Annotated in this window: 19 protein-coding genes; 14 read left to right on the top strand and 5 right to left on the bottom strand. The window is 70.2% G+C overall.

Annotated features, from left to right (window positions below; all coding sequences use genetic code 11):
* Positions 1–8: 8 nt before the first annotated feature.
* The 7 genes from ACYVHG_RS15350 (at position 9) to nirD (ending at position 10,982) form a co-directional block, all read left to right on the top strand.
* Positions 9–908, top strand: a complete 900-nt coding sequence (locus ACYVHG_RS15350; protein ID WP_461168342.1) for an ABC transporter ATP-binding protein — start codon at positions 9–11, stop codon at positions 906–908.
* Positions 905–1,780 carry an ABC transporter permease gene (locus ACYVHG_RS15345; protein WP_461168341.1) on the top strand — a complete coding sequence of 292 codons (876 nt, stop codon included), beginning with the start codon at positions 905–907 and terminating at the stop codon, positions 1,778–1,780. Before ACYVHG_RS15350 ends, ACYVHG_RS15345 begins: the two co-directional genes overlap by 4 nt.
* Before the next feature lie 55 nt (positions 1,781–1,835).
* On the top strand, positions 1,836–2,108 hold the full coding sequence (locus ACYVHG_RS15340) for a hypothetical protein (protein WP_461168340.1): 273 nt from the start codon (positions 1,836–1,838) through the stop codon (positions 2,106–2,108).
* A 105-nt stretch (positions 2,109–2,213) separates the two neighbouring features.
* Complete coding sequence (locus ACYVHG_RS15335; RefSeq protein WP_461168339.1) at positions 2,214–6,215, top strand: molybdopterin-dependent oxidoreductase; 4,002 nt, start codon at positions 2,214–2,216, stop codon at positions 6,213–6,215.
* Positions 6,202–7,902 carry an NTP transferase domain-containing protein gene (locus tag ACYVHG_RS15330; RefSeq protein ID WP_461168338.1) on the top strand — a complete coding sequence of 567 codons (1,701 nt, stop codon included), beginning with the start codon at positions 6,202–6,204 and terminating at the stop codon, positions 7,900–7,902. Before ACYVHG_RS15335 ends, ACYVHG_RS15330 begins: the two co-directional genes overlap by 14 nt.
* A gap of 127 nt (positions 7,903–8,029) precedes the next feature.
* Positions 8,030–10,573 (top strand): nitrite reductase large subunit NirB, encoded by a 2,544-nt coding sequence (nirB, locus tag ACYVHG_RS15325; protein ID WP_461168337.1) that lies wholly within the window; start codon positions 8,030–8,032, stop codon positions 10,571–10,573.
* A 1-nt stretch (position 10,574) separates the two neighbouring features.
* Complete coding sequence (nirD, locus tag ACYVHG_RS15320) at positions 10,575–10,982, top strand: nitrite reductase small subunit NirD (RefSeq protein WP_461168336.1); 408 nt, start codon at positions 10,575–10,577, stop codon at positions 10,980–10,982.
* A gap of 2 nt (positions 10,983–10,984) precedes the next feature.
* Here nirD and ACYVHG_RS15315 read toward each other — a convergent pair whose 3' ends face one another.
* From ACYVHG_RS15315 to ACYVHG_RS15305, 3 genes are read right to left on the bottom strand one after another with little or no spacing between them, the layout of a single operon-like run.
* Entirely contained in the window at positions 10,985–11,701 is a 717-nt protein-coding gene (locus ACYVHG_RS15315) for a sirohydrochlorin chelatase (RefSeq protein WP_461168335.1), read from the bottom strand.
* A gap of 4 nt (positions 11,702–11,705) precedes the next feature.
* Positions 11,706–12,830 (bottom strand): uroporphyrinogen-III synthase, encoded by a 1,125-nt coding sequence (locus ACYVHG_RS15310; protein WP_461168334.1) that lies wholly within the window; start codon positions 12,828–12,830, stop codon positions 11,706–11,708.
* 26 nt (positions 12,831–12,856) lie between these two features.
* The gene (locus ACYVHG_RS15305; RefSeq protein ID WP_461168333.1) at positions 12,857–14,269 is read right to left on the bottom strand and encodes a nitrate/nitrite transporter; all 1,413 of its coding nucleotides are present in this window, start codon (positions 14,267–14,269) and stop codon (positions 12,857–12,859) included.
* A gap of 145 nt (positions 14,270–14,414) precedes the next feature.
* On the opposite strand from ACYVHG_RS15305, the gene ACYVHG_RS15300 reads away from it, so the two are divergent.
* A complete protein-coding gene (locus tag ACYVHG_RS15300) occupies positions 14,415–15,620 on the top strand; it encodes a cation:proton antiporter domain-containing protein (protein WP_461168332.1) in 1,206 nt (401 codons plus the stop codon).
* An 89-nt stretch (positions 15,621–15,709) separates the two neighbouring features.
* On the opposite strand, the gene ACYVHG_RS15295 is transcribed toward ACYVHG_RS15300, so the two are convergent.
* Positions 15,710–16,270 (bottom strand): single-stranded DNA-binding protein, encoded by a 561-nt coding sequence (locus ACYVHG_RS15295; protein WP_461168331.1) that lies wholly within the window; start codon positions 16,268–16,270, stop codon positions 15,710–15,712.
* A 332-nt stretch (positions 16,271–16,602) separates the two neighbouring features.
* Here ACYVHG_RS15295 and ACYVHG_RS15290 point away from each other — a divergent pair, with 332 nt between their 5' ends.
* The 3 genes from ACYVHG_RS15290 to ACYVHG_RS15280 are packed head-to-tail and all read left to right on the top strand — an operon-like array spanning position 16,603 to position 20,058.
* The gene (locus ACYVHG_RS15290) at positions 16,603–17,721 is read left to right on the top strand and encodes an LLM class flavin-dependent oxidoreductase (protein ID WP_461168421.1); all 1,119 of its coding nucleotides are present in this window, start codon (positions 16,603–16,605) and stop codon (positions 17,719–17,721) included.
* Between the two features lie 46 nt (positions 17,722–17,767).
* Positions 17,768–18,877 carry a dimethylsulfone monooxygenase SfnG gene (sfnG, locus tag ACYVHG_RS15285; RefSeq protein WP_461168330.1) on the top strand — a complete coding sequence of 370 codons (1,110 nt, stop codon included), beginning with the start codon at positions 17,768–17,770 and terminating at the stop codon, positions 18,875–18,877.
* A complete protein-coding gene (locus ACYVHG_RS15280; protein ID WP_461168329.1) occupies positions 18,874–20,058 on the top strand; it encodes an SfnB family sulfur acquisition oxidoreductase in 1,185 nt (394 codons plus the stop codon). The genes sfnG and ACYVHG_RS15280 overlap by 4 nt, the downstream gene beginning before the upstream one ends.
* A 35-nt stretch (positions 20,059–20,093) precedes the next feature.
* On the opposite strand, the gene ACYVHG_RS15275 is transcribed toward ACYVHG_RS15280, so the two are convergent.
* Positions 20,094–20,738: a maleylpyruvate isomerase family mycothiol-dependent enzyme gene (locus ACYVHG_RS15275; RefSeq protein WP_461168328.1), complete on the bottom strand. Its 645-nt coding sequence runs from the start codon at positions 20,736–20,738 to the stop codon at positions 20,094–20,096.
* An 87-nt stretch (positions 20,739–20,825) separates the two neighbouring features.
* Here ACYVHG_RS15275 and ACYVHG_RS15270 point away from each other — a divergent pair, with 87 nt between their 5' ends.
* The 3 genes from ACYVHG_RS15270 (at position 20,826) to ACYVHG_RS15260 (ending at position 24,642) form a co-directional block, all read left to right on the top strand.
* A complete protein-coding gene (locus ACYVHG_RS15270) occupies positions 20,826–21,230 on the top strand; it encodes a MarR family winged helix-turn-helix transcriptional regulator (protein WP_461168420.1) in 405 nt (134 codons plus the stop codon).
* A gap of 74 nt (positions 21,231–21,304) precedes the next feature.
* Positions 21,305–23,773 carry an alpha/beta fold hydrolase gene (locus ACYVHG_RS15265; RefSeq protein ID WP_461168327.1) on the top strand — a complete coding sequence of 823 codons (2,469 nt, stop codon included), beginning with the start codon at positions 21,305–21,307 and terminating at the stop codon, positions 23,771–23,773.
* Positions 23,770–24,642 (top strand): ABC transporter permease, encoded by an 873-nt coding sequence (locus tag ACYVHG_RS15260; RefSeq protein ID WP_461168326.1) that lies wholly within the window; start codon positions 23,770–23,772, stop codon positions 24,640–24,642. The genes ACYVHG_RS15265 and ACYVHG_RS15260 overlap by 4 nt, the downstream gene beginning before the upstream one ends.
* Positions 24,643–24,659: the final 17 nt, after the last annotated feature.

Genomic DNA, 24,659 nt, shown 5'->3' with positions numbered 1-24,659 from the left:
GGAATCACGTGGCACCGGTAATCAGAGTGCACAACCTGATCAAGGACTACGGCAGCGTGCGGGCCGTCGACAACCTGTCGTTCACCGTCGACGCCGGTACGACGTTCGCCTTCCTCGGCACCAACGGCGCGGGCAAATCGACCACGATCAGCTGCATCACCACCTTGAGCGCTCCCACCTCCGGAGCCATCGAGGTGGCGGGAATGAGGGTCGGCAAGCAGGACACCGATATCCGGCGCTCGATCGGTGTGGTGTTCCAGGAGTCCTTGCTCGATCCGGCCCTGTCGGTCCGGGAGAACCTGGCTCTGCGCGCAGCGTTCTACGGGATCGACAAGGGCGAGGCAGGCATCCGGATCGACGGCCTGTCGAAGCTGCTCGATCTGGACGAGTTCATCTCACGGCGGTACAAGGGACTCTCCGGCGGTCAGAAGCGCCGCGCCGACATCGCACGCGCGCTGATCCACCGGCCGAGGATCCTGTTCCTCGACGAGCCGACCACCGGACTGGACCCGGACTCCCGGGAACGGGTGTGGTCGACGATCGTCGATCTGCAGCGGCGATTGCGGCTGACGGTCTTCCTCACCACGCACTACATGGAGGAGGCCGAGCGGGCGGACCGGATCGCGATCATCGATCACGGCCGGATCGCCATCGCCGGGACGCCGACGGACCTGCGTGCCCGGTACGCCAAGGACGAGTTGCGGCTGACCCTGCGCAACGGGCGCCGGTTCGACGCGAAATACCCCACCCCGGCGTTCACCAAGGACAACGAACGCCGCGTCCATGTGGCATCGAGCCGCGAAGCGATGCGGATCCTGCGCGAGTTCAGCGCCGAGATCACCGACTTCGAGTTCCGCCACGGGACCATGGACGACGTCTTCCTGAACATCACGAGGAACGGGCGATGATGCTGTACCACCTGACTGCACGCAACGTCATCGTGTTCTTCCGGGACCCGGCGGCGGTGTTCTTCTCGCTGCTCTCGCCGATCATCCTGTTCGTCTTGTTCGCGGCGTTCCTGGGTGGAGTGCAGACGAAGGCGCTCTCGGATTCGGTCCCCGGCTCGTCGCCGGAGGACGTCGACGCCTTCGTCTACTCCTGGGTGATCGCCAACCTGGTGATGATCACAACCGCCACCACCAGTCTGTCCGCACTCGTCGTGTTCGTGACCGACCGGGCCGGCAACGTCTTCCGGGACTTCCTGGTGTCCCCGATCAGTCGGATACAGATGATCCTGGCGTACCTCTTCGGCGCCTTCCTGATCGCCTTGTCGCTGAGCGCGGTCGTTCTGGTTCTCGCACAGATCTACCTCGCGGTCGTGTACTCGGCGGCGATGTCGATCGGTGCGTTCGCGCACGCCCTGGCGCAGATGATCGGATTCTGTCTGCTGTTCTCGGCGGTGTGGAGCCTGGTGGTCACTTTCATCGCCTCGAACGCAGTGTTCACCTCGGTTGCGACCATCGTGGGCACCGCAGGCGGATTCCTCGCCGGGGCCTACATCACCACGGGCGCGCTGCCCGGGGGTGTGGTGACGGTGATGAACCTCCTGCCGTTCAATCAGGCCGCCACCCTCATGCGCCGCCCGTTCACCACCGGGCCGCTGGACGATCTGGCGGGGAATTCGGAACAGACCCGCACCGCCATCCAGGACGAGTACGGGCTCATCCCGCACCTCGCGACCATGCAGATTCCGGAGTGGGCCATGTGGTTGTGGTTCGCTGTGATCTTCGTCGCGTTCACCCTGCTCGGAGCCTGGCGGATCGGTCGCCGGATAGGTTGACACCACCGCGGGCGGCGACCCGGCCACCGTCGCCCGCTCTCGACAGGAGCGCATCGTGTTCGATCGGCAGGTGTTCCGCGACCCACCGGTTCCCCTGACGCCCCGCCAGGAGTGGAACGCCAGGTACGAGGCCCGCAGGTCCGCGCGACGGGCTCGCAATTCACTGCGCACCGCCCGCGGTGAGTACCGCCGCTACCGCGCTCGAATCGACGCCGCGGCATACCTCGACTGGCCGCGATGGAAGGACGAATACGACAGGACCTTCCGGCGCATCGGAGTCGCGGCACCGCCCGCGGAAGGTGGGCCGGTGTCGGGACTGGGCGGCTGACCGGACGGTTGCGCACGGACGCACCTGCAGCCGCACGCGACGGCGGTGACACCGCCGTAACAATCCGGCCCGACACCGGAAACACCGCACGGGCACCGTGGCGATATGGACATCGAGACGGTGTGCGGCTACTGCGGGGTGGGCTGCGGCCTCACCCTGCAGGTGCGCGACGGCGCTGTGACGAAGTCCGTCGGCACCAAGGATCACCCGGCCAATCGCGGCAGGCTGTGCACCAAGGGCACGACCACCGTCGACCTACTGGCCGCCGGAGGCCGGCAGAGCCGCGCGGAACTGCGGGCCGACCGTGACCACGACCGCGCCCCGGTCGAACTCACCGAGGCGGTCGCAGCCACCGGGCGCCGGCTGCGCGCGATCCGCGACGAACACGGACCGGACTCGATCGCCCTGTACGTCAGCGGACAGATGACGATCGAGGCGCAGTACCTCGCCACCAAACTCGCGAAGGGCTTCCTCCGCACGAAGTGGATCGAGTCGAACTCACGACTGTGCATGGCGAGCGCGGGAACCGGTTACAAGCAGTCCCTCGGCTCCGACGGGCCGCCCGGCAGCTACGACGACCTCGACCACGCAGACGTCTTCCTGGTCATGGGCGCGAACATGGCGGACTGCCACCCGATCCTGTTCCTGCGGATGATGGACCGGGTCAAGGCCGGAGCCAAGCTGATCGTGGTCGACCCGCGACGCACCGCCACCGCCGCCAAGGCCGACCTGCACCTGCCGATCCGCCCCGGAACCGACCTGGCGCTACTCAACGGGCTACTGGCGCTACTCCTCGAACGCGACGCCGTCGATCACGAGTTCATCGACGCCCACACCGAGGGCTGGGATGCGATGCCCGCTCTCCTCGCCGAGTACCCGCTCGATCGGGTCGCGGAGATCACCGGGCTGAACGCCGAAGACGTCGCCGCAGCTGCGGACCTCATCGCCGGAGCCGACAACTGGACCAGCCTGTGGACGATGGGCCTCAACCAATCCACCCACGGCACCTGGAACACCGTCGCCCTCTGCAACCTCCATCTGGCCACCGGTGCGATCTGCCGAACCGGCTCCGGCCCGTTCTCGCTGACCGGTCAACCCAACGCCATGGGCGGCCGGGAAATGGGGTACATGGGACCCGGCCTGCCCGGGCAGCGGTCGGTCCTGGTCGACGATGATCGTGCCCGTGCCGAGGGCCTGTGGAACCTGCCCGCCGGTACCATCCGCACCGATGCCGGCGCGGGCACCGTGCAGATGTACCGCGAGATGGCGGCGGGAGACATCAAGGCAGCATGGATCATCTGCACCAACCCGGTGGCGTCGATGGCGAACCGATCCACGGTGATCGACGCGCTCCGAACCGCCGAGCTGGTGATCGTTCAGGACGCCTACACCGGCACCGAGACCGCCGCCTACGCCGATGTGGTGCTGCCCGCCGCGCTGTGGGCGGAGACCGACGGTGTGATGGTGAACTCCGAACGCAACCTCACGCTCACCTCGGCCGCGACACCGCCGCCCGGCGACGCGCTCCCGGATTGGCGGCTGATCTGCCTGATCGCCGCCGAACTGGGCTACGGCGAGCACTTCGACTACCCCGACGCCGCCGCCGTCTTCGACGAACTCACGACGTTCCACAATCCGCGGACCGGGTGGGACCTGCGCGGTGTCGATCACCAACGGCTGCGCAGCGGCCCGGTGCAATGGCCCGCCCCGCCGGGCGCACCCGACCGGAACCCCATCCGGTACCTCGACCCGCACGCCGATGAGCAGGACCGACCCGGCCACCGCGGATTGCGGTTCGCCACCGCGTCCGGTCGGGCCCAATTCCTGCCGCGGCCCTACCTGCCGCCCGCCGAGCTGCCCGACGACGAGTACCCGATGGTGCTGACCACCGGTCGCCTCGCGCACCAGTGGCACACCATGACGAAAACGGGACGGGTGGACAAGCTCAACAAGCTCAACCCATCGCCCTTCCTACAACTGCACCCCGACGATGCGCAACGCCTGGGACTGGCGTCCGGCGCGCAGGTTCGAGTCTCCAGCCGGCGCGGCGGCGCGACCCTGCCGGTCGCCGTGGACGCCACCGCCCGCCCTGGGGTCTGCTTCGCCCCCATGCACTTCGCCGACGCCTACGCCCCGGAGGTGGCCGTGAACACCGTGACCAACGACGCCGTCGACGCCGAGTCGCTGCAGCCGGAGTTCAAGGTCAGCGCGGTCGCACTGACGCCGGTCCCCGCCGATCCGGCCACCGTCGGACCTTCCGCGACTGTGCCCGATTCGCCGCTCGCGGCGGTTCACGATTCGCCGCTCGCGGCGGTTCACGATTCGCCGCTCGCGGCGGCCTTAGCGCCGTACGCATCCGGCCCCGGTGAGCTCTCCGCCGAGGCCTCCGGCTATCTCGGGGGCCTCCTCACCGGACTCGCCGCCGCGCCCCCGTCGGGCGTACCGACGGTGCCCGACAACGCACCCCTCACCCCGATCGCCCGCGCCTGGCTCTCCGGCGTCCTCGCCGGTGTGTACGCCGCCCGCACCGACGACACCGGCTCCGTCACACAGACCGTGACGGTGGTGTGGGCCTCGCAGACCGGCACCGCCGAGGGTTACGCCACAGACTGCGCCGCCGCCCTCACCAGTGCCGGAATGGCGCCGACGGTGCTCGGTGCCGAACAGATCTCACCCGCGCAACTGAACGGCACCGTCGTCTTCCTGGTCGCGACCACCGGCGACGGTGACGCCCCGGACAACGGCGTCGCACTGTGGGATGCGCTCGCCGCGGCCGAACCCGGCGACCTCGACGGGTTGCGTTTCTCGGTCCTCGGATTCGGCGACCCCTCCTACGCGGACTTCTGCGGATTCTCCCGCAAGCTCGACGCCCGCCTCGAACACCTGGGCGGGACCCGGATCGCGCCACGCGCCGCATGCGAACCCGACTACAGCGAGACCGCCGCGGCCTGGCTGACACAGGTGGTCTCAGCCCTGGCCCCGCACCTCGACGCCGACACCGCGACCGACGCCGCAGCATCGCAGGGCCCGCTGGGCTACTCGCGCACCAACCCGCTGCGCACCCGATTACTGGAATCCGAACGGCTCTCCGGCGACGGCTCGGCGAAGGACGTGCGCCGCTTCACGTTCGCGCTACCCGCCACGGAACTGCCGTACCGGGCCGGTGACGCTCTGGGGGTGTGGCCCCGCAATTCGACAGCGGTGATCGAGGAGTTCTGCGCCCGGACCGGCGTCCGTCCCGAGACCGAGGGACTGGACCGGATGGACCTCACCCGCATCTCCCCGGAACTGCTCCGGTTCGTCGCCGACCGCTCGGAGGCGAGCGACGAACTGCGCGGAATCATCGACGAGCCCACCAAGTTCGCGGATTGGACCTGGGGCCGGCAACTGCTGGACCTGCTGACCGCCCATCCCGTCCGGGCCGACGAGGCCGAATGGACCGCGCTCCTACGACCGCTCACTCCCCGCCTGTACTCGATCTCGTCGAGCCCGCGCGAGGATCCGGACCGGGTCTCGGTGACCGTCTCGGTGGTCGGATTCGACCACGCCGGTGCCGACCGCTCCGGGGTGTGCTCCTCACATCTGGCTTCGCTCAGCGAGTCCGACGAGGTGGACGTCTTCATCCAGCCGACCAGAGCCTTCCTGCCGCCGCAGGATCCGCACGCCCCGGTGGTGATGATCGGACCCGGCACCGGCATAGCGCCGTTCCGCGGATTCCTGCACGAGCGGCGAGGAGCCGGGCACGACGGTGACAACTGGCTGCTGTTCGGGGAGCAGCACGAGGCGACCGACTTCTATTACCGGGACGAGCTGGCCCGACTCGCCGACGCAGGAGTGCTGACCCGGCTCGACACCGCGTTCTCCCGCGATCACGCCCAGAAGGTGTACGTACAGGACCGGATGCGGGAGAACGCCGCCGAACTGTGGCAATGGATCCGCCGCGGCGCCTACGTCTACGTCTGCGGCGATGCCGCCCGGATGGCCCGCGACGTGGACGACGCGCTGCGCGGTATCGTCGCCGAACAGGGCCATATGGCTCCGCGGAGCGCGGACGCCTACGTCGCCGCCTTGTCAGCGGAACGGAGATACGTGCGTGACGTCTACTGACCACGATGACCCCGCCGCTCTCCCGGATGCGGCGATCATCGTGGCCGGAGGCGAAGGACGCCGGCTCGGCTGCGACAAACCTGAGCAGGTGGTCGGCGGGCGACGCCTCCTCGACGCAGCTCTCGACGCCGTCCGCGGTACGACGACGGTGCTGGTGGGACCACCGCGCACCGTTCCCGATTCGGTGCCGCCCGATTCCGTGACGACGACGCGCGAGGATCCCCCCGGCGGAGGACCACTCGCGGCGCTCGCCGCGGGGCTCGCGGCACTACCGGAGCGGTGTCGCACCGTCGTCGTCCTCGCGGCCGACCTGCCCGAGGTCGATCGAGGTACGGTCGCGCGGCTGGCGCAGTTGCGGGCGCGGCGCCGCGCACCGGTCGCGCTCGCACAGGACACCACGGGCCGGCTCCAGTACCTGCTCGCCGTATGGGACACCGCCGCTCTGCGGGCCGCGCTCGCCGGAGTCGGGGATCCGGCCGGGAAACCGGTACGCGCCATCGTCCCGGCCGACCCTCCCTGCCTGCGTTCGGCGATCGCCGACGTCGATACCCCGGACGACCTCACGCGGGCTCGGCGCTCCCCCGACGCCGCACGCCGCACGCTCCGCGCCACCCTCCCGACCCTGCCCGCCGCTCCCGGCCCGCTGGTCGACGGCGCGGTGCTGGCCGAACCGCTGCACGCGACGGCCCCGTTCCCACCGTTCGACCAATCCGCGATGGACGGATGGGCCGTCGCCGGCCCGGGCCCGTGGACCGTGACGGCCGGCGCCGTCCTCGCCGGACACCGCTCAGCGCGGCTGGGACCGGGCCGCGCAGTGCGGATCGCGACCGGCGCGCGTCTCCCCGCCGGCGCCGACCGGGTGATCCGGGACGAGGAGGTCACCGTCGACGCCGACCGGGTGAGCTGCTCACACCCCGGGCGGGACGACGTGCGCCGCACCGGTTCCGCCTGGCCCGCAGGGCGGATCCTGGCACCGGCCGGCGCCGTCGTCGACCCGGCGCTGATGTCCGTGGCGGCGGCCGCGGGCACGAACAGCGCCGCGCTACGCGGACCGGTCCGGATCGCGCTGCACACCTCCGGTGACGAGGTCGGGTCACCCGGCCACGCGGGACTGCCCGAGACCGCGGCGGGTCCGGTGACGGCGCTGCTGGAGGGTCTCGCCACGCGCGTGACCCGTGCCGCGCACCTACCCGACGACGCCACGTCCTTCGCCGCGTCGTTACGCCCGGATTCGGCGGACGTCGTGATCATCATCGGCGCCACCGGGCGCGGCGCCGCCGACCGGTTGCGAGGTGCGCTCGCCGGCGCCGGCGCCACCCTGCTGGTCGACGGCATCGACGTCCGGCCCGGTGGATCCCTGCTGGTGGCGACCGTGCCCGGCGGACCGGTGGTGATCGGCCTCGGGGGCAACCCGGTGGCCGCGCTGCTCGGCGCGGCGCTGGTGGCGCGCCCGGTGTGCGAGACACTGACCGCAGCCCGGCCCCGGCCGGTGGAACTGGTCCCGCTCGCCGGCCGCAACCCCGATCCTCGTACCCGGATGCTGCCGGCCGAACCGGACGGCCACGGCGGCTGGCTGGTGCCGGAATCGGTGGCGACAGGGCACCTCCTGGGCGTGCACGACCACCGCGCGATCGTGGTCCTGCCTCCGCTCGCACAACCCGGTGACCTGGTCGAACGACTCGCCTGAGCGGTTCTCACAGCCTCCCGGCGCGAATGTGAGGATTGCGTGACGGAGCCGCAACGCACGAGCACCTGACGGCAACACCGTCTCCCTACCGTCGTCTCCAACGAGTTCGCAACGTGAGGAGATCGACATGACTGCGCCACGCACCGTCGTCGTCATCGGCCACGGCATGGTCGGCCACCGGTTCATCGAGGCGCTCCGCGCTCGCGACGACGACGGCGACTGGCGCGTGGTGGTCTTCGGCGAGGAGACGGACGCCGCCTACGACCGGGTGGGACTGTCATCGTACGTCGGCAAGTGGGATCGCAGCGGCCTGGCGCTCGCCGGCAACGACTACGCCGGCGACGATCTGGTGCAGGTGCGCCTCGGGGAGCGGGTCACCGGTATCGACCGGGCCGCGAAGACGGTCACCACCGCTACCGGATCGGTGTCCTACGATGCGTTGGTCCTGGCGACCGGCTCCTACGCCTTCGTCCCACCGGTTCCCGGTCACGACCTCCCCGGCTGTCACGTGTACCGCACCCTGGACGATCTCGACGCCATCCGCGCCGACGCCGATGCCGCCCTCGCCCGCGGTGAGGGCGCCGTCGGCATGGTGGTCGGCGGTGGCCTGCTCGGTCTGGAAGCGGCGAACGCACTGCGCACCCTGGGGTTGCGCCCGCACGTCGTGGAGGTCAACCCGCGCCTGATGCCGCAGCAGGTCGACAGCGGTGGCGGCGAGCACCTGGCCCGGTTGATCGGCGAACTGGGCATCGACATCAGCCTGTCCTCCGGCACCACCGACATCTCCCGCACCGACACCGGCCTGGCGGTCACCCTCAAGGACGAGACAGTGGTCGCCGCGGCGGTCGTGGTCTTCGCCGCCGGGGTCCGCCCGCGGGACGAGCTGGCCCGCGCCGCGGACATCGAGGTCGGCGAGCGGGGCGGCGTGATCACCGACCTCGGCTGTGTCACCTCCGATCCAGACGTCTACGCCATCGGTGAGGTCGCCGCGATCGAGGGTCGCTGCTACGGCCTGGTCGGTCCCGGTTACGCCACCGCCGAGGTGGTCGCGGACCGTCTGCTGGGCGGCGACGCGCAGTTCCCGGGTGCGGACATGTCCACCAAGCTGAAGTTGCTCGGCGTGGACGTCGCCTCCTTCGGCGACGCGCTCGGCACCACCGAAGGCGCACTGGACGTGGTGGTCAGCGACCCGATCGGCGGCACCTACGCCAAGCTCGTGCTCTCCGACGACGCGAGCACCCTGCTCGGCGGTGTGCTGGTCGGCGACGCCTCGCAGTACGGCGTCCTGCGTCCCCTGGTCGGCTCCTCGCTGCCCGGTGATCCGGTCTCGCTGATCGCACCCGCCGGTGCCGATTCCCCCGGCATCGGCGTGGGTGCGTTGCCCGGCGAAGCACAGATCTGTTCCTGCAACGACGTCACCAAGGCCACACTGTGCAGTGCCATCGCGGACGGCTCCTGTACGGTCGCCGAACTCAAGGGCTGCACCAGCGCCGGAACCTCCTGCGGTTCGTGCGTGCCCCTGCTCTCGCAGCTGCTCGAAGCCGAGGGCGTCACCGTCTCGAAGTCCCTGTGCGAGCACTTCTCCCAGTCCCGGGCAGAGCTCTTCGAGCTGGTCCAGGCCAGCGGTATCCGCACCTTCTCGGGCCTGATCGAGAGGTTCGGCACCGGCACCGGCTGCGACATCTGCAAGCCGACGGTGGCCTCGATCCTCGCCTCCACCAGCTCCGACCACATCCTCGACGGCGAACAGGCCTCGCTGCAGGACTCCAACGACCACTTCCTGGCGAACATCCAGCGCAACGGCACCTACTCCGTGGTGCCCCGGATGCCCGGCGGCGACGTGACCGCCGAGCAGCTGATCGTGATCGGTGAGATCGCCCGGGACTTCGGGCTGTACACCAAGATCACCGGTGGCCAGCGGATCGACATGTTCGGCGCCACCGTCGACCAGCTCCCGCTGATCTGGCGACGACTGGTGGACGCAGGCATGGAATCCGGTCAGGCCTACGGCAAGTCCCTGCGCACCGTCAAGAGCTGCGTGGGCAGCGACTGGTGCCGCTACGGCCAGCAGGACTCGGTGCAGATGGCCATCGACCTGGAACTGCGGTACCGGGGCCTGCGGTCCCCGCACAAGATCAAGATGGGCGTCTCGGGCTGCGCCCGCGAATGCGCCGAGGCACGCGGCAAGGACGTGGGGGTCATCGCCACCGAATCCGGCTGGAACCTGTACGTCGGCGGCAACGGCGGTATGACTCCGCGGCACGCGCAATTGCTCGCCGGCGACCTCGACGACGAGACGCTGATCAAGTACGTCGACCGGTTCCTCATGTACTACATCCGCACCGCGGACCGCCTGCAGCGCACCGCGGCCTGGGTGGAAGGGCTCGACGGCGGCATGGACCGGCTGCGGGAGGTGGTGATCGACGACGCACTCGGCCTCAACGCCGATTTCGAGGCCAGTGTCACCCGGCACGTCGACGGCTACGGCTGCGAGTGGAAGGGCGTCCTCGACGATCCGGACAAGCTCTCCCGCTTCGTCTCCTTCGTCAACGCCCCCGGCGCCCCGGACCCGACCGTCGACTTCGGGGAGAAGAACGGCCGCAAGGTCCCGGTACTGCTCGGCACACCCGCACCGCCCACCACTCGTCCGCTCACCGGTCAGGAGGCCTGAGATGACAAGCGTTCCCTTCGATCTGCACCGCTGGACCCGGGATTGGACCGAGGCCTGCCCGGTCAGCCGGCTCGAACCACTGCGCGGGGTCGCAGTGCTGCTACCCGACGGTGCCCAGGTGGCCCTGTTCCGGCTCGCGGACGACAGCATCCGCGCAGTCGGCAACATCGATCCGATCGGTCGCGCCGCGGTGATGTCACGCGGAATCGTCGGTGACCGCGGCGGTTTCCCGGTGGTCCAATCGCCGCTGAAGAAGCAGGCGTTCAGCCTGCTCGACGGCCGCTGCCTGGACGCACCGGGAGTCTCGATCCCGGTCTACGACGTCCGGATCTCGCTGGACGGCACCGTCTTCGTCGCGAACTCCCCCGAGGTGCGGTTCGGATTCCGGCCGCGCCCGGCGACCGCCTGAGGTCAGGTGCGGACGGTGGCCGTCGCCGGGACCGCGATCCCGGCGTGCGTGCGGCGCAGGCACGCCAGGCGCACCACCGACGGATGCAGCCCCAGCGGCGCACCGACGGCATCGGCGCCGGACTCGCGCAGGCGTTGCTGAAACAGTCCCTCGGAGAGCAGGTACGAGGACACGGCGACTCGGCGGGCACCACCGGCCCGCACCCTGGAGACCACCTCCGGCACCGAGGGATAGCCCTCGGTCTGCTGGCTGGGGGCGGCGAAGGCGATCGACACGCGGGCACCGACCAGTGCGGACAGCGCCGCCGCGGTGCGCCGCAACTCCCCCTGCGCGTGTATGTCACGGGTTCCGGCCGCGGCCATCACCACCGCGTCGCCGCGGCGCCATCCGGCGTCCTGGAGCCGCCCGAGCATGGCGCGGGCCAGTTCCGGAGACGGCCCCAGCGCGGGAGTGACAGTGACCCTGCGGTGCCCGGATTCGGCGACCTCGCGGGGCAGATCGTGGCGCACGTGGAAGCCGCTGGACAGGAACGCCGGCACGACGACGGTGTCCTCGTCGTGCACCGCCCGCAGTACCTCGCTCGGGGTGGGTCCGAGGACGTCGACGAAGGCGACCCGGACCTGCTCGTCGAGCCGGCCGGCCATCGCGGTGGCCAGATCACCGATCAGTGCGACCCCGTGTTCGCTGCGCGTTCCGTGCGCCACCAACAGTGTTCCCATGTCACTACTCCTCGTCGGTGGCCAGGCGGTAACCGCGCTTGACCACCGTTGCGATGATCTCCTTGTGCCCCATCCCCAGGCGCAGCCGGGCGACGGCGGCCTCCACCGCGTGGGTGTCGTCGCCACCGAGAGCGGCCAGCAGCTCGTCCCGGGAGACCACGTCCCCCGGATGCCGCGCGAGCAACCGCAGCAGCACGATCGAGGTGGGAGTGAGTTCCCGGACCTCGTCGTCGACCACCACGCCGCGGGCGCGGATGCCCACGGTGTGCCCGGCCACCGACAGGTCGGGGCGCCGCTGCGGCAGGTCCTGCTCCACGAGCCGGGCCAGTGCACCCAGTCGCATCCGGTCCGGGGTCACCGAGTCCACGCCCACACGCTGCAACGGTGTCGCGGTGACCGGCCCCACGCAGTACGGGACCACGGGACCGCTCAGTGCGGCCCGGACGGCACCGTCGAGACCCACCTCCGCTGCGCGTTCGAGGACGGAGGCCACCGCGGGGGCGGAGGTGAAGGTGACGGCGTCGACGTCGGCGGTGGCGATCGCCTCGACGATCCGGTCCAGCCCGGTCAGGTCCGCCGGCTGCTCCCATCGGTACACCGGGACCGGGATGATCTCGGCGCCGAGGGCGCGCAGGCCGTCGAGCAGACCCGGGTTCGGGTCCCAATCGTCGGTGGCACCGTGCAACTGGACCGCGACCCGCTGACCGGTGAGGTCGGCACCGCTGAGGTGGCTGAGCACTTCCTCGGAGGACTCCGACGGCGGCGACCACTCCTCCCGGAGTCCGGCCGCGCGTAGCGCTCCGGTGGCCTTGGGCCCGCGGGAGATGACCCGCCCCGCTCCGAGGCCGGCCAGCAGCCGCTCCGCCACACCCCACCCCTCAGCGGCTTCCAACCAGCCCCGGAAGCCGATCCCGGTGGTCGCGACCAGCAGGTCCGGTGGATCGCCGAGCAGCTCGTCGGTGGCCGCCCGCAGCCGCTCGTCGTCCGAGAGCGGAACCATGGCGATGGCGGGAGCTGCGACCACAGCGGCGCCGCGCCGTTCGAGCATGGTGGTCAGCTCGTCGGCGCGGCGCGCGGCCGTGACGGCCACAGTGAATCCGAGGAGGGGGCGGTTCGGCGCCTCGGTCATCGGATCCGGCTCCTTCTGCGTTGCGGTCATCGGGTGTCGGCGGCGGTGAGCTCGCCTTCACGATGCGTCGTGTCAAGGGTCGCATGCTCGGGCGCCGAGGGCCTACGCACGTACACCTTCCACGTGACCAGCGCGGCGACCGCGTAGAAGCCGACGAACACCCAGAACGCCGTCGTGGCGGTGCCGTAGGACTGGTAGGAGGCCCGGAGCACCAGGTTGATGCCCACGCCGCCGAGACCGCCGATCGCACCCGCGATGCCGATCACCGCGCCCGACATGGCCCGCGAGTAGTGGATTCGGGTCGCCTCGTCGGCGTCCAGCGAACGGGACTTTGCCTCGAAGATCGACGGGATCATCTTGTAGACCGACCCGTTGCCGAGCCCGCTGAGCAGGAACAGGGCGATGAAGCCACTGACGTACGCCACCATGACCGAGCCCGACGGCGCCCCGGAACCGGCTGTGGTGGCCGCGGCCACCAACACCCCGCCGGCGGCGATCATGCCGCCGAAGACGTACAGCGTGACCCGTCCGCCACCGAGACGATCGGCCAGTTTGCCGCCGTAAACCCGGGAGATCGAACCCAGCAGCGGGCCGAGGAAGGCGATCTGTGCCGCATGCAGCGATGCCTGCGCAGCGGTCTCGCCGCCCGCCTTGAACGTGGCCTGCAGCACCTGACCGAAGGCGAACGAGAAGCCGATGAACGAGCCGAAGGTACCGATGTAGAGCAGCGAGATGATCCACGTGTCCCGATCGGTGGTGGCCGCCTTCATCGCGGCGGTATCGACCGTCGGGACCTGCAGGTTGTCCATGAACAGAGCCGCACCGATACCGGCGATGGCGAGCAGCACCAGGTACACCGCACACACCCAGTAGGGCTGCCGGTTACCCGCGGCCGCGATCACCAGCAGGCCCACCAGCTGCACCGCCGGGACGCCGATGTTGCCGCCGCCGGCGTTCAGGCCCAGGGCCCAACCCTTGAGCCGCTGCGGGAAGAAGGCGTTGATGTTGGTCATCGACGAGGCGAAGTTGCCGCCTCCGAAACCGGTGAGCGCCGCGCACAGCAGGTACACCCAGAGCGGCTGCCCCGGATTGGCCAGGATCACGATGGTCGCGACCACCGGTACCGCGAGCACGAAGGCACTGAAGATGGTCCAGTTGCACCCACCGAAGCGGGCCGTGGCCAGGGTGTACGGAATCCGCAGGCAGGATCCGACGAGGGTCGCGGTGGCGCCGATCAGGAATTTGTCGGCGGTGGTGAGGCCGTAGACGTCCTGCGGCATGAACAGGACCATCACCGACCACAGTGACCACACCGAGAATCCGACGTGCTCGGCGACGACGGACCAGAGCAGGTTCCGTTTGGCGATCCTCTCGCCACCTGACTCCCACTGTTGCCGGTCCTCAGGGTTCCAATCAGTGATGGTGCGTGCGCGAGCCATAGTGCCCTCCCGGCATTCTCGACGGCCTTTCCGGTTGAAGGTAAGGACGTGATGTTGCAGCTCCGATGCCCACCGTGTCCCCTCGGTGAACTCATCCTCACGGCGCCGTGGGCCGCACGGTGAGCACAGGGTGGATAATCGCGGCGTGATCGTCGCGACCCTCACCGCATCCGCGACACTGGTGGTGTGGTGCCTGCTGTCCGGCCGGATGACCCGATGGGGAATCTCGGCACCGCTGGTGATGGTGCTCGCCGGTGCGATCGTGGGCATCGGCGCCCACGGAGTCGTCTCCGCGGCCCTGAACACGACTGCGGCGCAGCGCGCGGCTGAGGTGATCCTGGCGATCCTGCTGTTCGTCGAGGCTACCGAGGTCCGCGGCTCTCTGTTGGGCCGGTACCCGCGGCTGGCGTCCCGTTCACTGCTGATCGGCATTCCGGTGGGGCTGATCCTGTCGGTGCTCCTGGGCTGGCTGCTGCTCCCGCAACTGAGCTGGCCGGTGCTGCTGTTGATCGCCTGCGTCGTGGCGCCGATCGATTTCGCATCGGCTCCGTCGTTGTTGCGGAACCGGTACGTCCCGGACCGGGTACGCGATGTGCTCACCGTCGAGTCCGGGTACACCGACGGCCTGGTGACCCCGCTGTTCGTCTTCGCGCTGTTCTGGGCGGACCCGGAGCACGGTGCTGACGATCCCGCTCGGGCGCTGCTGGCCGCGGCTCCCCAGGCCGCCATCGCGCTCGCGGTGGGCGTGGTGACGGGGTTCGTGTTCGCACTGGCGATGAAGGCCAGCGAGCGGGCCGAGCTCTCATCGCTCAACGCCCGCAGACTGGCGGTGGTCGCCGTTCCCCTCGTGGTCTACACCCTCGTGGTGGGACTGAACGGGAACGGCTTCGTCGCCGCGTTCGTGTGCGGCATCATCTACCGGCTGCGCCGCGGTCCGGCCGCCGCCGACGACGTCCGGCTCAGTGAGGACGTGGGATTCCTGCTCACCGGGACCATGTGGTTCGTCTTCGGCTCGACCGCGGTGTTCGCACTGTTCGGCGGCTACGACTGGCGCGTACCGGTGTACGTGATCGCGGCGTTGACCGTGGTGCGGATCATTCCCGCGGCGGTCGCCATGACCGGCGCCGGGCTGCCGCGGCGGCAGGTTCTGGCACTGGGGTGGCTGCGGCCACGCGGTACCTCGACGATCGTCTTCGCGTTGATCGCCTACAACACGCTGCCGGACGGTCCGGTCGCCGAACTCGCGCTGACGATAGCCGTGCTGGTGGTCCTGGGCAGCGTGGCGCTGCACACCGTGGGCGTGCCGATGGCGATCGCCGGCCACGACCGCCGGGAGCGGCACCGGGTCTGAGCCCGGGCCTCCCCGCGCCTCCCAGGGCCTGCCCGGGCGCAATGGGCCTGCCGGGTGGGCGGGCCGGGTGGGCGGGCCGGGCGGCGCCCTCAGAACGCGGGCTGGTCGCCGGCCGCCATCGGCTCACGCACCGGCCCGAGTTCAGGCGCACCCTCGTCCCCCGCACCGTCCGCCAGCGCTCCATCCGGGGCCCTCCCGCCGAGCGCCGTCCCGTTCGGTGCGGTGTCCACCCGGCCGTCGTCCGCCCGTCCGGTGACCGCGGGCGCGATGATCTCGCGGTACCGCTCCCCCGCGCCGACGTACTGGCTGGCGCACATCCGCAGGTTCAGCCCGATCGCGTCGGCCTTGAGTTCGAGCAGGCTGTGCCGGTGACCGTCGGCACCGTCGAAGCTCTCGTGCTTGAGTTCACCGTGCACCATCACCGGCCGCCCCTTGGCGATGGCGCTGCGTGCGTTCCTGGCCAGGGCGCCGAAGGCCTTGACGCTGATCCACAGCGTGCCGGTCTGCTTCCACTCACCGTTCTCGTCGATGTAACCGTTGTTCGCGGCCATGGTGAAGCTCAGGAAGTCGTGGCGCTGATCACGCGCCGATTCCCGATAGGTCAGGTCGTTCGTGACGTTCCCCGCCGCGAAAATCATCACCCCGGGCATGCGGTCCTCCTCGTCTGCAGTGCGACCGGGACGTCCGGCCGTCTGGGTGCAGTGTGAACCGCGCCGCTCCCGCGCAGCGCCGCTGAGCGGCCGCCCTGTGGAGAAAACACGTTTCATACGCTCAGTTGTGGAGGAACCGTGGCATCGTGCCCTCTCCGACCGCCGGTGCGGGTATGTTCCGCGCACCGCGATCAGAACCCTTTCACTCGGCAAGGACAGGTGGTGGACTGCCACCGTTCCCGTCGTCGAGCGAAAGGCAGGCAGCCGTGAGCTCCGCCTCCCCTCTCCACCTGCACTGGTTCCTGCCCACCTACGGGGATTCACGCAACCTCATGTCGGGTGGTCACGGCAGTTCGATGAGCGGCGACCGGCCGGCTGACCTGCACTACCTCAAGCAACTCGCCCTCGCCGCGGAGGCCAATCGCTTCGAATCGGTGCTGATCCCCACCGGACTGTGGTGCGAGGACGCCTGGCTCACCGCGGCGCTGCTCACCGAATCGACGCAGTCACTGAAGTTCCTGGTGGCACTGCGCCCGGGGTTGGTCAGTCCACTGCTGTCGGCACAGATGGCCAGCACCCTGCAGTGGCAATCCGGGGGCCGGGTTCTGCTGAACGTGGTCACCGGTGGCGAGTCGTCCGAGCAGCGCGCCTACGGCGACGATCTCACCAAGGACCAGCGCTACGCCCGCTGCGGGGAGTTCCTCGACATCACCCGCAAGCTGTGGACCTCGACCGAGCCGGTGACGGTGCGCGGCCGGTACGTCGGCGCCGAGGAGGCGGTCCTGGCGCGGCGCCCCGATCCGGCGCCGCCGATCTTCTTCGGTGGTAGCTCCCCGGCGGCCGGAGACGTCGCCGCCGAGCATGCGGACACCTACCTGACCTGGGGTGAGCCGCCCGCTCAGGTGGCCAAGAAGATCGAGTGGATCCGGTCCCTCGCCGCCGCGCGGGGCCGGGAACTGAGTTACGGGATCCGGCTGCACGTGATCTCCCGAGACACCTCCGAGCAGGCCTGGGCGGAGGCGAACCGGCTGCTGGGGAACCTGGACCCCGCGGCCGTGCGTTCCGCGCAGGAGAACCTCGCGCGCAGCGAGTCCGAGGGACAGCGGCTGATGCGGGAGCTGCACGGCGGCGGCAACGCCTTCGACGAGGCCGCCGACGCCCGGTCGTTGCAGGTCTACCCGGGTCTGTGGACCGGGGTCGGTCTGGTTCGCGGCGGCGCCGGTACCGCTCTGGTCGGCTCGCACGACGAGGTGGCCGACCTGATCGCCGAGTACGCCGCGCTCGGCCTCGATCACTTCATCCTCTCCGGGTATCCGCACCTGGAGGAGGCCTACCACTTCGGTGAAGGCGTACGACCGCGGCTGGCGGCACGCGGACTGCTCAGCGCCGACGGAGCACCGTCGGAACCGGTTCGGGGCGCCTTCCTGCCCAACCTCGCCCCCACCTCCTGACCTCGATCCCCGAACCGCTATCCCAGCCCTCGAACCGAAGGACGCCATGACCACCGAGAAGATCACCGACGAGATCAAGTTCGCCTACTGGGTTCCCAACGTCTCCGGGGGCCTGGTGACCAGCGACATCAAACAGCGCACCAGCTGGGACTTCGAGTACAACAAGAAGCTCGCGCAGACCGCGGAGCGGGTGGGCTTCGAGTACGCGCTCTCCCAGGTGCGGTACATGGCCAGCTACGGCGCCGAGTACCAGCACGAATCCACCTCGTTCAGCCTGGCACTGCTCGGTGCCACCGAGAAGCTCAAGGTGATCGCAGCCGTGCACCCCGGGCTCTGGCACCCGGCGGTGCTGGCCAAGTTCGGCGCGACCGCCGATCACCTCAGCGGCGGTCGGTTCGCCATCAACGTGGTCTCCGGTTGGTTCGCCGGCGAGTTCAAGGCGCTCGGCGAGCCGTGGCTCGAGCACGACGAGCGGTACCGCCGCAGCGCCGAGTTCCTGGAGGTGATCCGCCGGATCTGGACCGAGGACGAGGTGAACTACGGCGGCGACTTCTACCGGATCCGCGACTTCACGCTCAAGCCGAAGCCGCTGAACACTGCGGAGCGCCCGAACCCCGAGCTGTTCCAGGGGGGCAACTCGTCCGCAGCACGGGTCAACGGCGGCAAGCACGCGGACTGGTACTTCTCCAACGGCAAGGACTTCGGCGGGGTCACCGAGCAGCTCGACGACCTGCGCCGGGTGGCGCGGGAAGCCGGCCGCGAGGTGAAGTTCGGTCTCAACGGCTTCATCATCGCCCGTGACACCGAGGCCGAGGCCCGGGACACCCTCCGCGAGATCGTGGAGAAGGCGAACCGGCCCGCGGTCGAGGGCTTCCGCGACGCGGTGCAGCAGGCCGGCAAGTCCACCTCGGACGGACGCGGCATGTGGGCGGACTCGTCCTTCGAGGATCTGGTGCAGTACAACGACGGTTTCCGCACCCAGCTCATCGGCACACCGGAGCAGGTGGCCGAGCGGATCGTGGCCTACAAGGAGCTCGGCGTCGATCTGATCCTGGGCGGTTTCCTGCACTTCCAGGAGGAGATCGAGTACTTCGGGGAGAAGGTGCTGCCGCTGGTCCGCGAGATCGAGGCCAGCCGGACCGGGGCTCTGGTGTGACCCTGACGACGCCCCTCGACGCCGCCCGGGCCGCCCGGGTCGCGACCGAGCTCGCCGCCCGGTTCGCCGACGGTGCCGCCGCGCGGGACAGGGATCGTAGACTGCCGCACGCCGAGGTCGAGGCACTCTCGCAGGCGGGCCTGTTCGCGTTGACGGTGCCCGCACGGTTCGGCGGTCCGGATCTGCCACCGTCCGCAGTCGCCGAGGTGTTCCGGATCATCGCGGGCACCGACGCCTCGCTCGCGCAGATCCCGCACAGCCACTACGTGTACCTCACCGCCCTCCGGCTGGCGGGTTCGGAGGAGTTGCAGGGCAACATCTTCGGTCAGGTTCTGGCCGGGGCGCGGATCGCCAACGCTCAGTCCGAGCGGGGCGGTAAGACCGTCGCCGAGGTCGCCACCACGCTCACCCGCGGCCCTGGTGGCGGACGGATCGACGGTGAGAAGTTCTACTGCACCGGCTCCCCGTACGCGAACCTGCTCGCCGTGCTCGCCCGGGAAGCCGGGTCCGAGCAGCAGGTGATCGCGTTCGTGCCCGCGGACGCACCGGGAGTGACGATTGTCGACGACTGGAACGGTCTCGGTCAGCGCACCACCGGGAGCGGCACCGTCCGCTTCGACGGCGTACAGGTCGACGACGACGCCATCGTCCCGCGCTCACCCGCGGTCTCCGCACCCACCGGATACGGGGCGTTCGCGCAGTTGCTGCACGTGGCGATCGACACCGGGGTGGCCCGCGGTGCACTGGAAGCCGCAGCCGAGTTCGTTCGGACCCGTTCCCGTCCGTGGTTCGAAGCGGGTGTGGACCGTGCCCAGGACGATCCGCTGTTGCTCCAGCGGTTCGGTGAGCTGACGGTGACGGTGCGCGCGGCGGAGGCCGCCCTGACCGTGGCCGCCACGGCGGTCGATGCGGTGTTCACCGCGCCCGGCCCGGACGCTGCGGCGCAGGCCTCGCTCGCGGTGGCGACCGCGAAGGTGCTCGCCGATCGTGCCGCCACCGAGGTTCCGTCCGCCCTGTTCGAAGTGAGCGGCACCCGCAGCGCCGGTGGCGATCTGGGTTTGGACCGCTACTGGCGCGACGGCCGCACCCACACCCTGCACGACCCCGTGCGGTACAAGACCCATCACCTGGGACGATTCACCGTGAACCAGGAGAGGCCGCCGCTGCACGGTGTCGTGTGACCGCCGTCCGACGACCGGCCCCCGGAACTCGCCGGTCAGCGGGTCATGCCGAGCCGATGACCGGCGAGTTCCGCACCGTCGCCGTCGATCCCGGACAGCCCGGCGGGCCGGCCCGAGAGCACCAGGAGCAGGTCGGCGATCGGCCCGCGAACCGTGGGCCCCTCACCCGCGGACCAATCACAGTCGGTCGCTGCGAAACTCAGCCCGGCGAACCGCTTTCGCGCTCCGAACAGGTAGCCGACCCGCCAGATGCGCTCGGCGCCCTGGGCTGCGGCGGCCGTGTCGAGCGGCATCACGAACCCGAGTGGGCGGGCGATGTCCTGACTGTGGATCTGCGTGTCGAACAGGATGTTCTGCCAGTTCGTCATCCGCGGCAGCGCGGTCACCTCCGCCTCCTCCCGCAGCATCACCGCCGAGCGGGTTCCGTACTCGGCGGCCGCCTCACGGGTGAGCAGGTCGATCATCCCGTGCAGTCTCCCCCGGGCGCGGACCGCCGCCGCGATCATCGCGCCCGCCGACGCCGGCCGGAGCACGGCCGCGAGGTGGCCGGCGACATCGCATACCGTCCAGCCCGCGCACAGCGACGGTGTGGACCACTGCTCCGGCGTCAGTCCGTCGAGTAGGTCCGCGATCGCCACCCGCTGTGCCGCGATCACCCGCCATGCTTGCCGATCGTCCACGACGACCTCCCAACAGTCAGATTCTCTGACCAATAATAGTCAGTCTCTAGTACCATCGCAAGGGTGGAGATCGGAACCGGTGTGCTGATGTTCGTCGCCTACCGCGCGATGGAGAACCGCGCGATCGGCGCCGCGCGGGACGCCGGTTACACCGATATCACGCTCGCCCAGGCACGCATCGGTCAGCGCATCGGCCCCGACGGCACCCGGCTCACCGACCTCGCCGAACAGGCCCAGGTGACCAAACAGACCGCGGGGTTCCTGGTCGACCAACTCGAACGCGCCGGGTACGTCGAGCGCGTCCGTGATCCCGCCGACGGCCGAGCCCGACTCATTCGGCTCTCCGCACGCGGCGTCGGCGTGGCCTCCGTCGCGAACGCCGAAGTCGCCCGGGTGGAGCGGGAGTGGGCAGCACACCTCGGCGCCGACTCCTACCGGGAACTGCGCGGTGCCCTGCTGAGACTGCGGGAGATCACCGACCCGTACCGCTGACACGGCACCGTCGTCCACCGCGCGCCGAGGGTTCCGCAACCCTGCCCCTCCCACGCCCGCACTATCCTGGCCGGGTGCCCTTCCCACGCGCGCGCGGCGCCGCATCTCGACCTCTGATCACCGGTATCGCCCTGGCTGCGGTGGTGATCGTCGTGGCGGCGGTCGCCGCCATCGGCTTCCTGGGGCGGTCCGGTGCGGCGGCCGTGCAACGCACCGATCAGATGCTCGACGGTGCCGGCGTCAGCCTGGACACGTCGTTGTTCACCCCGTCGGGCGGCGGCGGACCGTACCCGGCGGTGCTGCTCGCGCACGGCATCGGCGGCAGTAAGGATGATCTGCGATCCGAGGCCGAGGAACTCTCCCGACGGGGCTACGCGGTCCTGACGTACACCGCCCGCGGTTTCGGCCGGTCGACGGGGCTGGTCGGACTGGACGCCCCCGACACCGAGGTCGCCGATGCCCGCAAGCTGCTCGACTGGCTCGCCGCCCGCCCGCAGGTGCGCACCGACGGCCCCGGTGATCCGCGGGTCGGCGTGGCCGGCGGCAGCTACGGCGGCGCACTGGCGCTGCTGCTCGCCGGGCTCGACTCGCGCGTCGATGCGATCGCCCCGCGGATCACGTACTGGGACCTCGAACAGGCCCTGTTCCCGGGTGGGGTGTACAAGAAGCAGTGGGCCGGGGTGCTGTTCACCACGGCGGGTGGTTGCGCGAAGTTCGAGCCCGCGGTGTGCGAGATGTACAACCGGATCGCGCAGGGCGGCTCCCCCACGGACGCCGACCGGGCACTGATGGCCGAGCGCAGCCCGGCGAGTGTGGGCGCGAACATCCGCGTCCCGACCTACTTCGCGCAGGGTGAATTGGACTCGCTGTTCCCACTGGAGCATTCCGATGCGGCGGCGCGCCGGATCGCCGGCAACGGCGCACCGGTGGCGGTGGATTGGGTGGCCGGTGGTCACGATGCCGGCAGCGCTGAGGAGAGCCGGGTCAATGCGCGCACCGTCGACTGGTTCGACCGGTACCTCAAGGGGGAGAACGCGCCGGCGGTACCGGCGTTCGCGGTGAGCAGGTCCGGCGGAGTGGACCGGGAGACCGGAACGCCCACACTGCGCGGAGCGAGCGCACCCGAGTACCCCGGCATCGACGGTGCCACGACCTCCGAGATCGCACTGCGGGGTGCACCGCAGACCGTGGAGAACCCGGCGGGCGGTGCGCCACCGTCGATCTCCGGGGTACCTGGGCTGGGCGCCCTCGCCTCGTCGGCAGCGGCGCTCGGAACCGGAGGGCTGGCACGGGACCTGCCCACCCAGTCCGCGGGCTTCGAATCAGAGCCGCTCACCGAGGGTGTGACCGTCACCGGTAGTCCGACGGTGACCGTCAAGGTCGATTCGAGCGCGCCCGAGACGGTACTGTTCGCCAAGCTCTACGACGTGGGCCCGGGCAGCGCCCCGGTGCTGCCGCAGCAATTGGCGGCACCGATCCGGATCACGCTGCCGGGCGGCAGCGCCACCACCACGGTGCGACTGCCCACCATCGATCACTCGTTCGCGGCCGGTCACCGGCTGCGCGTGGCGTTCTCCACCACTGATCTGGCGTACCTGTCCCCCGCAGCTCCGGCCACCGTCACCGTCGCCGTGACCGGTCCGGTCACCGTACCGCGCGCACCCGCACTGGTCACCGCTCCCGCCCCGCTCCCGACCTGGGTGTGGGTGCTGCCGGCCGCGGCCCTGGCCGTCGCGGTCGCACTGGTGACGCTGCGCCGGCGCACCCCGGCCGCTGCGGAGCCGGACCCGGCGCAGCACTCGGAACCGGCCGATGCCGCGCTGAGAATCGACGGCCTGTCGAAGAGGTACGCAGGTGGAGACGGGTACAGCGTGCGCGAGGTGAGTTTTCAAGTGCAGCGCGGACAGGTGCTGGGCCTGCTCGGCCCGAACGGTGCCGGGAAGACCACCACGCTGCGGATGCTGATGGGGCTGATCACCCCCGACGAGGGCGAGATCAGAGTCTTCGGGTTCCGGATCGAGCCGGGCGCCGCGGTGCTCTCCCGGGTCGGTGCGTTCGTGGAGGGTTCGGGTTTCCTACCGCACCTGTCCGGCCGGGCCAACCTGGATCTGTACTGGCGCGCCACCGGCAGACCCGCAGCCGATGCGCACTTCGACGAGGCCCTGCAGATCGCCGATCTCGGTTCCGCGCTGGACCGTCCGGTGCGCACCTACTCGCAGGGCATGCGGCAGCGACTGGCCATCGCCCAGGCGATGCTGGGCCTACCGGACCTGCTGGTCCTCGACGAGCCGACCAATGGCCTCGATCCGTCGCAGATCCGGGAGATGCGCGCGGCGATCGCGCGGTACGGCGCCACCGGCCGCACGGTGATCGTCTCCAGCCACCTGCTCTCCGAAGTGGAGCAGACCTGCTCGCACGTGGTGGTGCTGCGCGAGGGGCGGCTGATCGCAGCGGGCACCGTCGAACAGATCGTGCAGTCCGGCGGTACGGGGACCGGAAACCTCGAAGACGCATTCCTCCGACTGACGGGCGACGACGCATGAGCACCGACACCTCCGTCTACCCGCGCGGCGCCGGCCCCGGTTACCGGCCCGGCCACACTCTGACGGTGCGGGTGGAGCTGACCCGGCAACTGCGCCGGCGCCGAACCCTGGTGGTCGCCGCGTTGCTCGCGGCGCTGCCGGTCATCCTGATCACGGCGCTCGCCGTGGGTGACGGAACGAACGAGCACGGCAACGGCCGGCCGTCGATGTTCGACGTCGCGACCGCCTCCGGATTGAATCTGACCGCGACGGTCCTGGTGGCGGGTACCGGCTTCCTGCTGGTGATCCCGGTCGCGTTGTTCTTCGGTGACGCGGTCGCGTCGGAAGCGGGCTGGTCGACGCTGCGGTATCTGCTGGCGGCGCCGGTCCCGCGGACCCGGCTGCTGGTGACCAAGGCGATCGTCGCACTGATCCTGTCGGTCGCCGCAGTCGCCCTGCTCACCGCGGTGGCGCTGGTCGCGGGCACCCTCGCCTACGGCTGGGGACCGTTGCAGACGCCGACGGGGGCCGCACTACCGGCCGGCGAGGCGTTGTGGCGGGTGCTAACCGCGGCGGCGTTCATCGTCGGATCAGAGCTGGCCACCGCCGGGCTGGCGTTCTGGCTCTCGACCCGCACCGACGCACCGCTGGCCGCGGTGGGCGGCGCGGTGGGCCTGACGGTGATCGGCAGTGTGCTCGATCAGGTGACCGCGCTCGGGGACCTGCGGGCCGCGCTGCCTGCGCACTGGCAGTACGCCTGGACCGACCTGTTGCAGCCGAGCATCGAGTGGGCACCGATGGCGCAGGGGCTCTCGCTGTCGGTATCGATCGCGATCGTCTTCTTCGCGCTCGCCATCCGCGGCTTCCGCACCAAAGACATCGTCAGCTGACATCTCCGTGCCGGTGA

The organism is Tsukamurella serpentis, from assembly GCF_054780975.1.
Note: the sequence above shows the minus strand (reverse complement) of the source record. Positions and strands in the feature narration are given on the sequence as shown.